12 protein-coding genes are annotated in these 12,005 nt (G+C 65.1%); 11 read left to right on the top strand and 1 reads right to left on the bottom strand.

All coding sequences use genetic code 11. The features are described from left to right. Window positions 1-30: 30 nt before the first annotated feature. Window positions 31-1,461, bottom strand: a complete 1,431-nt coding sequence (mgtE, locus tag JMJ54_RS16485) for a magnesium transporter (RefSeq protein WP_203539655.1) — start codon at window positions 1,459-1,461, stop codon at window positions 31-33. Between the two features lie 109 nt (window positions 1,462-1,570). On the opposite strand from mgtE, the gene corA reads away from it, so the two are divergent. The 11 genes from corA (at window position 1,571) to JMJ54_RS16540 (ending at window position 11,879) form a co-directional block, all read left to right on the top strand. Then, window positions 1,571-2,533, top strand: a complete 963-nt coding sequence (gene corA / locus JMJ54_RS16490; protein ID WP_203539656.1) for a magnesium/cobalt transporter CorA — start codon at window positions 1,571-1,573, stop codon at window positions 2,531-2,533. A gap of 168 nt (window positions 2,534-2,701) precedes the next feature. After that, on the top strand, window positions 2,702-3,715 hold the full coding sequence (locus JMJ54_RS16495) for a sulfate ABC transporter substrate-binding protein (protein ID WP_203539657.1): 1,014 nt from the start codon (window positions 2,702-2,704) through the stop codon (window positions 3,713-3,715). Window positions 3,716-3,721: 6 nt separating this feature from the next. Next, complete coding sequence (locus JMJ54_RS16500) at window positions 3,722-4,531, top strand: type IV pili methyl-accepting chemotaxis transducer N-terminal domain-containing protein (RefSeq protein ID WP_203539658.1); 810 nt, start codon at window positions 3,722-3,724, stop codon at window positions 4,529-4,531. A gap of 106 nt (window positions 4,532-4,637) precedes the next feature. After that, complete coding sequence (gshA, locus tag JMJ54_RS16505) at window positions 4,638-5,936, top strand: glutamate--cysteine ligase (RefSeq protein ID WP_203539659.1); 1,299 nt, start codon at window positions 4,638-4,640, stop codon at window positions 5,934-5,936. 12 nt (window positions 5,937-5,948) lie between these two features. Next, window positions 5,949-6,899, top strand: a complete 951-nt coding sequence (gene gshB, locus JMJ54_RS16510; protein WP_189461871.1) for a glutathione synthase — start codon at window positions 5,949-5,951, stop codon at window positions 6,897-6,899. Next, the gene (locus tag JMJ54_RS16515; protein ID WP_203539660.1) at window positions 6,899-7,939 is read left to right on the top strand and encodes an FAD:protein FMN transferase; all 1,041 of its coding nucleotides are present in this window, start codon (window positions 6,899-6,901) and stop codon (window positions 7,937-7,939) included. Before gshB ends, JMJ54_RS16515 begins: the two co-directional genes overlap by 1 nt. An 88-nt stretch (window positions 7,940-8,027) precedes the next feature. Continuing rightward, entirely contained in the window at window positions 8,028-8,423 is a 396-nt protein-coding gene (locus tag JMJ54_RS16520; protein WP_203539661.1) for a PTS sugar transporter subunit IIA, read from the top strand. A gap of 22 nt (window positions 8,424-8,445) precedes the next feature. Beyond that, window positions 8,446-8,718 (top strand): HPr family phosphocarrier protein, encoded by a 273-nt coding sequence (locus tag JMJ54_RS16525; RefSeq protein WP_203539662.1) that lies wholly within the window; start codon window positions 8,446-8,448, stop codon window positions 8,716-8,718. Window positions 8,719-8,737: 19 nt separating this feature from the next. Then, on the top strand, window positions 8,738-10,465 hold the full coding sequence (gene ptsP / locus JMJ54_RS16530; protein ID WP_203539663.1) for a phosphoenolpyruvate--protein phosphotransferase: 1,728 nt from the start codon (window positions 8,738-8,740) through the stop codon (window positions 10,463-10,465). A 10-nt stretch (window positions 10,466-10,475) separates the two neighbouring features. Continuing rightward, window positions 10,476-11,138 (top strand): O-methyltransferase, encoded by a 663-nt coding sequence (locus JMJ54_RS16535; RefSeq protein ID WP_203539664.1) that lies wholly within the window; start codon window positions 10,476-10,478, stop codon window positions 11,136-11,138. A 93-nt stretch (window positions 11,139-11,231) separates the two neighbouring features. Beyond that, a complete protein-coding gene (locus tag JMJ54_RS16540) occupies window positions 11,232-11,879 on the top strand; it encodes a MarC family NAAT transporter (RefSeq protein WP_203539665.1) in 648 nt (215 codons plus the stop codon). Window positions 11,880-12,005: the final 126 nt, after the last annotated feature.

The raw sequence follows: 12,005 nt of genomic DNA on the forward strand, positions 1-12,005 counted from the left end.
ATTACCGGCAACGTCGTCCTGCGGCGGCGATCAGGTGAGAAACAGCGTCGCCAGACCGAGAAAAATGAAGAAGCCCATGCTGTCGGTCATTGCCGTCAGCAGCACGCTCGAACCGTAGGCCGGATCACGGCCTAGCTTCTGCATCGTCACCGGCACGAGAATGCCGACCAGCGCCGCGACCTGCAGGTTGAGCACCATTGCCGCCATCATCACCGCGCCGAGCGCCCACTGGCCGTACAGCGCAAACGCGATCAGGCCGAGCACGCTGCCCCAGACGACGCCGTTGAGCAGCGCGATGCCCAGCTCCTTGACGATCAGCCGGGTCGAATTGCCCGGCGTGATGTGGCCGAGCGCCAGGCCGCGGATGATCAGCGTGATCGTCTGCGTGCCGGTATTGCCGCCGATGCCCGAAACAATCGGCATCAGCGTGGCGAGCGCCACGAGATGGGCGATGGTCGATTCGAATGCACCGATCACCCGGCTGGCGAGGAAGGCGGTACAGATGTTCACCGCCAGCCACGGCCAGCGGTTCTGCGTCGACTTCCAGATGCTCGAGAACAGGTCTTCGTCCTTGAGGCCGGCGAGCGACAGCGATTCGGAGTCCTCGCGCACGACGTCGAGCATGTCGTCGACGGTCAGCCGCGCGATCACCCGGCGGTTGGCATCGACCACCGGCGCCGACACGAGGTCGTAGCGGTCGAACGCGTTGACGGCGTCGTCGACGCGGTTGTCCGGGCTGAAGGTGACGACCTCGCGCGCCATCACCGCGCCGACCTGCTGCCGGGGCGGATTCAGCAGCAGCTTTTCCAGCGACAGCACGCCGACCAGCGTGCGGTCGCGCTCGACGACGAAGAGCTTGTCGGTATTTTCGGGCAAGGCGGCAAAGCGCCGCAGGTAACGCAGCACCGTCGCCAGACGGACGTCGGCGCGGATCGTCACCATGTCGAAGTCCATCACCGAACCGACTTCATCGTCGCGGTACGACAGCGCGCTCTGCACCTGCGCGCGTTCGGCCGGTTCGAGTGCGCCCATGACTTCGGACAGCACGTGTTCGGGCAGGTCGGGGGCGAGGTCGGCCAGGTCGTCGGCGTCGAGCGTGCCGGCGGCGGCGACGATCTCGGTGCTGTCCATGCCTTCGAGCAGCGATTCGCGCACCGCGTCGGAGACTTCGAGCAGGATTTCGCCGTCGCGCTCGGCGCGCACCAGCTCCCACACGGTCAGCCGGTCTGGGCGCGGCAGTGCTTCAAGGATCTGGGCGATGTCGGCCGGATGCAGCCGCTCCAGCCTGAGCGACAGTTCGGCGAGATTCTGCTTGTGCACCAGCTGCTCGACGAGATCGTGCTTGGCCATCGCCTGCTTGTGCACCATGCCTTCGATCAGCCGGTGCCGCTGCAGCAATCGTTCGATCTGCTGCAGTGTCTCCTGAAAGTTTTCCCTCGTCTTTCGGCCTACGTTACTCATGAGACAGCCATCCTGAAATCCGCGCGCCGAGTGTAGCAGATCACCACGACGCGACTTGTGCACTGCGCTTATAATCGCGCGGCTTGTCGATGCAACCGGAGGATCATTCGTGCTGTCTGCTTTCGTACTGTCGCAAGGCCGCCTGATCCAGATTCCGATCGAATCGGCGGCCGATCTCGCCCGTCCCGAAGTGTTCTGGGTCGACCTCGTCGACCCGACCGACGCCGAGCGCGACCTCGTCGAGTCGGTGTTCCGCTACGAGCTGCCCGAGGACGAAGACCTCGAGGACATCGAGGAATCGGCACGTTGCTACGTCGACCACGCCGGCCTGCACCTCAACTCCTATTTCCTGCATCAGGACAGCGAAGGTGCGGCGAACGTCACCGTCTCCTTCCTGCTCAACCGCGGCCGCCTGCTGACGATGCGTCAGGAGGAGCTCGCCGTGTTCCGGCTGTTCCGGCTGCGCGCGCGCGTCCAGCCCGGCTTCGTCGAGAACGCCGAGGACGTGCTGCTCGGCATCTACGCGGTCGCGGTCGAATACGACGCCGACGTGCTCGAAGGCGTGTACACCAAGCTCGAAAGCGTCAGCGCCCGCGTGCTCAAGGGTGGCGACGCGCTGAACGACGAGGGCATGGCCGAGACGGTGTCCGACATCGCCCAGCAGGAAGACATCAACGGCAAGGTGCGGCTGGACCTGATGGATACGCGCCGCTCGCTGTCCTTCCTGCTCCGCAGCCGCTCGCTCAACCACGAGCAGGAAACCGACCTGCGCGAGATCCTGCGCGACCTCGAATCGCTGAACAACCACACCGCCTTCCTGTTCGACAAGATCAACTTCCTGATGGACGCGGTGATGGGGCTGATCAACCTGGCGCAGAGCAAGATCATCAAGATCTTCTCGATCGCCTCGGTGGTGTTCCTGCCGCCGACGGTGATCGCGTCGACCTACGGGATGAACTTCCAGATGATGCCCGAGCTGAACTGGGAGCTCGGTTACCCGTTTGCGATCGCGCTGATGATCCTCTCGGGCATCGCACCGTACTGGTTCTTCAAACGCAAGGGCTGGCTGTAAACGTCAAGTCCGCAGGCAGCCGCTTGCGCAAAGCCTCTCCGGCTTCGTCCTGACCTGAAGATAAAAACTTCAACTGATTATATGTAATAAATATTTAAGTATTATTTGGAATATGTCATTTGGGCATACCCTGCGCAGCTGTTTACATACATGCACAGGAAGCCTGCCATGCCGCACCCGACCCGCCCCCGCCACACGCTGATCACCGCCGGCCTGCTCGCCGCCCTGCTCGGCACCGCCCACGCCGACGTGACGCTGCTGAACGTGTCCTATGATCCGACCCGCGATCTGTATCAGGACATCAACAAGGCCTTTGCCGCCAAATGGAAGCAGGACACCGGCGAAACCGTCACGATCAAGCAGTCCCACGGCGGCTCGGGCAAGCAGTCACAGGCGGTGATCGCCGGCCTCGAAGCCGACGTGCTGACGCTGGGTCTGGCGCCCGACATCGACGACGTCGCCACCAAGACCCGCCTGCTGCCGGGTCACTGGCAACAGCGGCTGCCGCTCGCCAGCGTGCCGTACTACTCGACGGTCGCCTTCCTCGTCCGCAAGGGCAATCCGAAGGCGATCCACGACTGGGGCGATCTGGTCCGGCCCGGCCTGCAGGTGATCACGCCCAATCCCAAGACCTCGGCCAGCGGCCGCTGGAACTATCTGGCCGCCTGGGCCTGGGCGCTGAAGCAGCCCGGTGGCTCGCAGCAGAAAGCCAGGGCCTATGTCGCCGAGCTGTACAAGCACGTGCCGGTGCTCGATTCGGGCGCACGCGGTTCGACGACGACCTTCGTCGAACGCGGCCTCGGCGACGTGTTGCTGGCGTGGGAAAACGAAGCGCTGCTGGCACTGAAGGAACTCGGCCCCGACGATTACGAGATCGTCACGCCGCGCAACAACATCCTCGCCGAACCGCCGGTGGCGTGGGTCGACCGCAACGTCGACAAGCACGGCACGCGCAAGGTGTCGGAAGCCTATCTGAAGTTCCTCTACACCCCGGCGGCGCAGGACATCATCGCGCGCAACTACTACCGGCCCACCGACGCACGTGCCGCCGCCAAGTACGCCAAGCAGTATCCCAAAGTGACGCTGTACAAGGTCAGCGACGTGTTCGGCAGCTGGCCGCAGGCCGTTGCGACGCATTTTGCCGACGGCGCCGTGTTCGACCAGATTCGCGCGGCACGGTAAACCGCGATGATCAAGACGACGACAAAAGCGCGGCCCGCATCGCGGGCCCGCCGGGCCGGCGCGTGTCTGGCGATGATCCTGGCCGGTTGCGCCTTTGGCGCACAGGCCGGCGCCGTTCGCACGCAGGACATCAACAATGCTGCGCAGCTGCGAATGCTGGCCCAGCGCACGGCCAAGCTCTCGCTGCAGATCCGCCTCGGCGTACGCACTGCCGACGCCACCGGCAAACTCGGGGAGAGCATCCGCCAGTTCGACAGCCTGCTGGGCCAGTTGCAGAAGGTCGGCAGTGACGACCCGACGCTGGAACGCGCACTGGACGCGGTCGCCTACAACTGGGAGACACTGAAGACCCAGTTGTCCGAACGCGACCCGGACCGGATCAACCAGGCCAGCGAGGAGCTGACGATGACCATCCTGCGGGCGACACGCACGCTGGAAAGTCATGCCCCCAACGAAACCGGCAAGCTCGTCTCGCTGGCGGTGCAGGAAAACACGCTGTCGCAGCGGATGGCCAAGCTCTACTTCCTCAGCCAGCTCGGTCGCCAGACCCGGCCGGAGGTCGAGGTGACGCGGACGCGTTTCGCCGCGGTGTTCAAGCAGCTGACCGACGCCCCCGGCAACACGCCACGCGCGACCAGCCTGCTGGCGCTGGCCAAGGACCAGTGGTTTTTCTACGAGCAGGCGCTGAAGGCGCCGCCCGGCAAGGACAAGGTCTATCTTGAGAATGTGGCGACCACCTCGGAACGCATCAGCGAAATGATGGAAGCGGTCACCACGCATTACACGCGCCAGAACGGCACCAGCCGCCAGCCGTGAACGCCGGTTCCCGCCCGTCATTGCATCCGGTCGCGATGCGGGTGGTTGATTCCGTCACCATTGTCCCCATATGCTGGCCTCTGACTTCGTAAGACAGGACTGCGCCATGAGCGTCCCCCATCTGACGACCGCGCTGAGCGGCCCCTTGCTCGAACTCGAACGCCGCATCCTCGAGTCGCAGTCTGAAATCGAGCACTGGTTCCGCAACCAGTGGCAGGAGTACACGCCGCCGTTCTACGGCTCGGTGGACCTGCGCAATGCCGGCTACAAGCTCGCCCCGGTCGACATGAACCTGTACCCGGGGGGCTTCAACAACCTGAACCCCGAGTTCCATCCGCTGGCAGTGCAGGCGGCAATGAGCGCGCTCGAGAGCTTCTGCCCAGACGCCAAGCGCCTGCTGCTGATCCCGGAAAACCATACCCGCAACCAGTTCTACCTGCAGAACGTTGCCGCGCTGGCCAAGATCCTGCGCCAGGCCGGGCTGAAGGTGCGCATCGGCACGCTCAACCCCGAAATCACCGAGCCGACGGTGTTCGAGCTCGCCAACGGCAGCGGCATCGTGCTCGAGCCCTTGGTGCGCAAGGGCGACCGCATCGGCCTCGCCGATTTCGACCCGTGTGTCGTGCTGCTGAACAACGACCTGTCGGCCGGCGTACCGGCCATCCTGCAAGGCATCGCCCAAACGCTGCTGCCGCCGCTGCACGCCGGCTGGTACACCCGTCGCAAGACCGCGCACTTCGCCGAGTACGACCGCGTCGTCGACGAATTCGCCAGGCTGATCGGCATCGATCCGTGGGTGATCAATCCCTACTTCGCCCGTGTCGGCGGCCTGGACTTCCAGGCCCGTGAAGGCGAGGACCGGCTGGCTGCGGCCGTCGACGAGATGCTGGCGAAGATCCGCGCCAAGTACGCCGAGCACGGCATCGACCAGACGCCGTTCGTCATCGTCAAGGCCGATGCCGGCACCTACGGCATGGGCATCATGAGCGTGAAGTCGGGCGAAGAGCTGCTGGGCCTGAACCGCAAGGCGCGCAACAAGATGTCGGTGATCAAGGAGGGCCTGCAGGTCCACGACGTCATCGTCCAGGAAGGCGTGCCGACCTTCGAGCAGATCGACGACGCGATCGCCGAACCGGTGGTCTACATGCTCGACCGCTTCGTCATCGGCGGTTTCTACCGCGTGCATACCGAACGCGGCATCGACGAGAACCTCAACGCACCGGGCGCGCACTTCGTGCCACTGGCGTTTGCCCAGGCGCTGTCGACGCCGGATTGCGACGGCTCGCCCGACTGCACCGCCAACCGCTTCTATGCCTACGGCGTCGTCGCGCGGCTGGCCTTGCTTGCCGCCGCCCACGAACTGGAAACCACGGCTCCCGAAGTCGCCGTCGCGATCGCCGTCTGAAAGGAAACCAGCATGCGCCTGCTCGTCATTGCCGATCCGCTCGCCGGGTTCAAGATCCACAAGGATTCGACCTATGTGATGCTGCGCGAGGCGGCACGGCGCGGGTACGAAATCCACACCGCGCTCGCCGACGACCTGCGCGTCAGTCGCGGTCACGTCGAGATCACCGCACAGCCGTTCACGTTCTCCGCGACCCAGGAGTACAAGCACTGGTTCGTTTCGGGCGAAGCCGTGCGTGCGCGGCTGAGCGAATTCGACGCTGTGATCATGCGCAAGGATCCGCCGTTCGACCAGCAGTACCTGTACAACACGCACCTGCTGAGTCTGGCCGAAACGCAGGGCGCACGGGTATTCAACCCCGGCCAGACGCTGCGCGACTACAACGAAAAGCTCGCGATCCTCAAGCATCCCGAGTTCACCATCGATACGCTGGTCACCCAGCGCGACGACGACCTGCGCGCGTTTCTGGCCGACCAGCACGACATCATCCTCAAGCCGCTCGACGGCATGGGCGGCATGGGCATCTTCCGGCTGCGCCGCGAGGATCCGAACATCGGCAGCATCATCGAAACGCTGACCGACAACGGCCGCCGCACCATCATGGCGCAGCGCTACCTGCCGGCGATCAAGGACGGTGACAAGCGCATCCTGCTGATCGACGGCAAGCCGGTCGACTGGTGTCTGGCCCGCATTCCCAAGGAAGGCGAAACCCGCGGCAACCTCGCTGTCGGCGGCACCGGCGTCGCCCGGCCGCTCTCGGGCCACGACCGCGAGATCGCCGAAGCACTCGGCCCCAAGCTCGCGGCGCAGGGGCTGCTGCTCGTCGGTCTCGACGTGATCGGCAAGCATGTCACAGAGATCAACGTCACCAGCCCGACCTGCTTCCGCGAAATCAGCGACCAGAGCGGCATCGACGTCGGCGCGCTGTTCATCGACGCACTCGAACGGCGGGTCGCCGGCTGATGCGCCGCCTCGCCGCGCTGGCCCTGCTGGCAGCGACGCTGCTGCTCGGCGGCTGCGGCGAAGATCCGCTCTACACGCAGGAAGGCTATGTGTTCGGTACCCGGGTCGAGATTTCGATCTGGGGACTGCCACACGATACGGCGGCCAGGCACGCCGGTGCCGTGCTCGCCGACCTCGACCGGCTCAACACCAAGCTGCACGCATGGCAGCCCTCGGAAATCACCCGGCTCAACGCCCATTTCGGCCGTGGCGAGCCCGGCCAAGCCGATGCCGAACTGATCGCGCTACTCAAGCAGGCAAAGGACTACGAAGCCCGTTCGGACGGGCTGTTCAACCCGGCGATCGGCGGCCTGGTCACCGCCTGGGGTTTCCATCGCGACACCTTTGCGCCGGTCACGCCCGATCCGGTCACGCTGGCGCTGCTGCTTGAACGCAAACCGTCGCTCGCCGACGTCGAATTCGACGATGGCGGCGTCGTCACCAGCCGGAATCCCGGCGTGGCGCTCGATCTCGGCGGCTTTGCCAAGGGCTGGGCGCTCGACCGCGAAGCGGCCTATTTGCGCAAGAACCGCGTCTACAACGCGTTGCTGAACATCGGCGGCAATGTGCTCGCGCTCGGCAAGAAGGGCGATGCACCGTGGTCGATCGGCCTGCAGCACCCGCGCGAGCCGCAGGCCATGGCGACGCTGGCCTTGCGCGACGGCGAGGCGATCGGTACGTCGGGCGACTATCAGCGCTATTTCATCAAGGACGGCAAACGCTACAGCCACCTGATCGACCCGCGGACCGGGGTGCCGGCGCGGACGATACAGGCGGCGACGGTGCTGGCACCTGCATCGCGCGACGCCGGCACGATTTCGGACGTCGCGACCAAGCCGGTCTTCATCGGCGGCATCGCCTCCGCACGCCACTACGCGCAGCGCTTCGGCATCAGCGACGTGCTGATCGTCGCCGACGACGGCAGCGTCTACGTGACACCCGAGCTGCAGACGCGGCTGACCTGGCTGGTCAAGCCGCCGCACCTGTACCGGCTGCGCTGAATCGGCGTCGCCCTATCGCGGCGAGACGTCGATTTGGGTTATAACATCGGATTGTCCGGCCTGACGCCAAGATAGGAAGCAGCTCCGCATGATCGGCATCATCATCGTGACCCACGTGACGCTCGGCGACGCCCTGTACGCCTGCGCGCAGCACATCATGGGGCGTCCCCTGCCCAATCTGGCCCAGCTCGCGGTCAGCAAGGCCGACGATCCGGATACCGTCGTGCTGCGTGCACGCGAGATCATCGAGCAGCTCGATGACGGTTCGGGCGTCCTGCTGCTGACCGACATCTACGGCGGCACGCCGTCCAACGTCGCCAACCGCCTGATCACCCCGGGCCGGATCGAGGCCGTTGCCGGCGTCAACTTGCCGATGCTGGTCCGCGCACTGACCTATTGCCACCAGCCGCTCGAAGTCGTTGTCAGCAAGGCGATCACCGGCGGGCTGGAAGGCGTGCTCTACATGCTGCCCGAAACGCACTGACCCCTACGGAGACTACAAAAACATGCCGGTTCAGGACGTGCTCATCGTCAACAAGCTCGGGCTGCACGCCCGCGCGTCGAGCAAGCTCACCCAGCTTGCCAGCCGTTTCCAGTGCGAAGTCTGGATTACCCGCAATGCCCGCCGTGTCAACGCCAAATCGATCATGGGCGTGATGATGCTCGCTGCAGCCAAGGGCAGCACCGTGACGCTGGAAACCAGCAACGGGCCCGATGAAGTCGAGGCCATGTCCGCACTGACCGAACTGATCGCCGACAAGTTCGGCGAAGGCGAATAAGCCGCAGCTGGAGACGAGCATGAGCCTCACGCTACACGGCATCGGCATCGGTGGCGGCATCGCCATCGGTCATGCCCACCTGATGTCGCACACCGACATCGAAATCGCCCAGTACCTGCTCGACGATGCAGAGGTGCCCGCCGAACTGACCCGCTTCGACGACGCGATCCGCATCACCCGCAAGGAGCTGGAAATGCTCTGGGGCAGCATCCCCGAGAATGCGCCGACCGAGCTGGGCGCGTTCCTGTCGCTGCACCTGATGCTGCTGAACGACCACACGCTGTCGAAAGAGCCGCGCGAGCTGATCGAAACGCAGCGCTGCAACGCCGAATGGGCGCTGAAGCAGCAGCTCGACACGCTGCTGGCACAGTTCGACGAGATCGAAGAGGAATACCTGCGCGAGCGGCGCACCGACGTGATCCAGGTCGCCGAGCGCATTTTCAAGGCGCTGGCCGGCCACGATCCGGCCGCACACCTGCTGGTCTCGCAGGCACGCGACAGCATTCTGGTCGCCCACGACCTCAGCCCAGCCGACATGGTGCTGTTCAAGGACACGAGCTACGTCGCCTTCGTCACCGACGTTGGCGGCCCGACCTCGCACACCGCCATCCTCGCCCGCAGTCTCGACCTGCCGTCGGTGCTCGCGCTCAAGCACGCACGCGGCCTGATCCGCGAAGGCGAGATGGTCATCGTCGACGGCGTCAACGGTTTCGTCATCGTCGACCCGGACGAGCTGATTCTCGCCGAATACCGGACCCGTCAGCAGGAATGGCTGCTGAAGCAATCGGCGCTGCAGGACATCCGCGCCAGCGTGCCGGTGACCCGCGACGGCGTCGAGGTCGAACTGTTCGCCAATATCGAACTGCCCGAAGACACCACGCTGGCGCTCGCCAACGGCGCCACCGGCGTCGGCCTGTTCCGCTCCGAGTTCCTTTTCCTCAAGGAAGAAGCGCTGCCCGGCGAGGAAGAGCAGTTCGAGGCCTACAAGGCCGTCGCGGAGAACATGGCCGGCATGCCGGTGATCATCCGCACCGTCGACCTCGGCAAGGACAAGATCGCCACGTGGCAGGAAGACACCGATGCACCGAACCCGGCGCTCGGCCTGACCGGCATCCGGCTGTGCATGGCCGAGCCGTCGATGTTCCGCACGCAGCTGCACGCGTTGCTGCGCGCGTCGGCGTTCGGCAAGATCAAGCTGCTGATCCCGATGATTTCGACGATCGCCGAGGTCAAGCAGACGCGCCGCCACCTCGAAGAGGTCAAGGCCCAGCTGCGCGCCGAAGGCATCGCCTTCGACGAGGCGATCGAACTCGGCGGCATGATCGAAGTGCCGGCCGCCGCGCTGACGGTGCGCGGCCTGCTCAAGCACCTCGACTTCATCTCGATCGGCACCAACGACCTGATCCAGTATTCGCTCGCGGTCGATCGCAACGACGATGCCGTCTCGCACCTGTACGACCCGCTGCATCCGGCCGTGGTCAAACTGCTGTCGCTGATCATCGATACCGCCAATGCCGTCGGCAAACCGGTGTCGATGTGTGGCGAAATGGCTGGCGATCCGGCGCTGACCCGCCTGCTGCTCGGACTCGGTCTGCGGCGTTTCTCGATGCTGCCGGCACAGCTGCTGAAGGTGAAGCAGCAGGTGCTGGGTACCGACGTCGCTGCGCTGTCGCCGCTGATCGAGGCCATGTGCGAAACCAGCGACTCGGACGAGCTGCGCGCGCTCGCCGCACAGCTGGATTCATGATCCGGGACGCATGACCCGACAGACGCTGTCGCTCGACCCGGCGCTTGTCGGCTACGTTACCGCAATGCAGCGCGAACCGGAGGCGCTGGCACGATTGCGTGCCGCGACCGCCGGCCACCGTCTCGCCCGTATGCAGCTTGCGCCGGAACAGGGGCAGCTGCTGATGCTGTTGCTGCAGCTGACCGGTGCGCGCCGCTACCTCGAAGTCGGCACCTATACCGGCTACAGCGCGATGGCCGCAGCGCTGGCGATGGGCGAAACCGGCCGCGTCACCGCCTGCGACGTCAGCGACGCCTTCACGCGCATCGCCCGCGCACACTGGCAGGCCGCAGGTGTCGCCGGGCGGATCGAGCTGGTGCTGCAGCCGGCGTTGCGGACGCTCGACGCCCTGCTCGACGACGGCCAGGCCGGCGCGTTCGACTGCATGCTGATCGATGCCGACAAGCCGGGCTACCCCGATTACTACGAACGTGCGCTTCGGCTGGTCCGCCCCGGCGGACTGATCCTGCTCGACAACATGCTGCTCGGCGGCGATGTCGCCCGGCCGCACAACGAAGAAGCGCCCGGCGTCGGCGTCATCCGCGACCTCAACGCCGCCCTGCGCGACGATGCGCGCGTCGCGCACTGCTTCCTGCCGCTCGGTGACGGCCTGATCGTGCTGATGCGGCGCTGAGCGATTGACCCAGCGCAATAGGTGATTTGCCGTGGCTGCCATCAGCGCGGCCCCGCTCTATCATGCAGGCAAGTCCTACCCTGCGAGTTCGCTATGCTGCTGCACTGGCAGTTCTTTTTCGGCGCCCTGATCAGTCTGGTCACGATGACCAATCCACTGTCGAAAATTCCGATGTTCATCTCGCTGACGCAGAACATGAGCGAACCGCGCCGCCAGCATCAGGCCATCCGCGCCAGCTGGATCGCCTTTCTGATCATGACGGTGTGCCTGATTGCCGGCAACCTGATCCTCGCGACCTTCGGCATCTCGTATGGCGCGCTGCGCGTCGCCGGCGGCATCGTCATCGGGCTGCTGGGCTACCGGATGCTCTATCACCTGCAGGACCCCGGCATGGCACCGAAAGCGGCCGGTACCCGCAACCGCAACGACTACGCCTTCTTTCCGCTGGCAATGCCGGCGATTGCCGGGCCAGGGACGATCGCCGTCGTCATCGGCCTGTCGACCGAAATCGTCGAGAAACCGACGCTGACCGGCAAGGCGGTGACGTTTGCGCTGACGCTGGCCGCGATCGCGGTGTCCAGTCTGGTGATGTGGATGACGCTGCGCTCGTCGACGATGATTTCCGAGCGGCTGGGTCGCTCCGGCCAGGAGGTGATGGCCCGGCTGATGGGGTTCGTGCTGATCTGCGTCGGCATCCAGTTCATCGGTTCGGGGGTACGCACCTTCATCGCCGGCAGCTGAAATCCGTTTCATTCGGTGGCTACGCCTGCACATTTTGCCGCCGTCCGGTGCTCAGAACCCCGCAAGGGGGCTACCTTCGGGCCGTCCTCATGGACCACATTCCATTCCTGTTCCTGCGCTTCGGGC

The sequence above is a fragment of the Jeongeupia naejangsanensis genome (genome assembly GCF_016865585.1).
Lineage (GTDB): Bacteria > Pseudomonadota > Gammaproteobacteria > Burkholderiales > Chitinibacteraceae > Jeongeupia > Jeongeupia naejangsanensis.

Excerpts from the sequence above, each read along its gene's own strand:
- mgtE (WP_203539655.1), bottom strand. The coding sequence starts at position 1,461 with ATGAGTAACGTAGGCCGAAAGACGAGGGAAAACTTTCAGGAGACACTG.
- JMJ54_RS16495 (WP_203539657.1), top strand. The coding sequence starts at position 2,702 with ATGCCGCACCCGACCCGCCCCCGCCACACGCTGATCACCGCCGGCCTG.
- JMJ54_RS16500 (WP_203539658.1), top strand. The coding sequence starts at position 3,722 with ATGATCAAGACGACGACAAAAGCGCGGCCCGCATCGCGGGCCCGCCGG.
- gshA (WP_203539659.1), top strand. The coding sequence starts at position 4,638 with ATGAGCGTCCCCCATCTGACGACCGCGCTGAGCGGCCCCTTGCTCGAA.
- gshB (WP_189461871.1), top strand. The coding sequence starts at position 5,949 with ATGCGCCTGCTCGTCATTGCCGATCCGCTCGCCGGGTTCAAGATCCAC.
- JMJ54_RS16515 (WP_203539660.1), top strand. The coding sequence starts at position 6,899 with ATGCGCCGCCTCGCCGCGCTGGCCCTGCTGGCAGCGACGCTGCTGCTC.
- JMJ54_RS16520 (WP_203539661.1), top strand. The coding sequence starts at position 8,028 with ATGATCGGCATCATCATCGTGACCCACGTGACGCTCGGCGACGCCCTG.
- JMJ54_RS16525 (WP_203539662.1), top strand. The coding sequence starts at position 8,446 with ATGCCGGTTCAGGACGTGCTCATCGTCAACAAGCTCGGGCTGCACGCC.
- ptsP (WP_203539663.1), top strand. The coding sequence starts at position 8,738 with ATGAGCCTCACGCTACACGGCATCGGCATCGGTGGCGGCATCGCCATC.
- JMJ54_RS16535 (WP_203539664.1), top strand. The coding sequence starts at position 10,476 with ATGACCCGACAGACGCTGTCGCTCGACCCGGCGCTTGTCGGCTACGTT.
- JMJ54_RS16540 (WP_203539665.1), top strand. The coding sequence starts at position 11,232 with ATGCTGCTGCACTGGCAGTTCTTTTTCGGCGCCCTGATCAGTCTGGTC.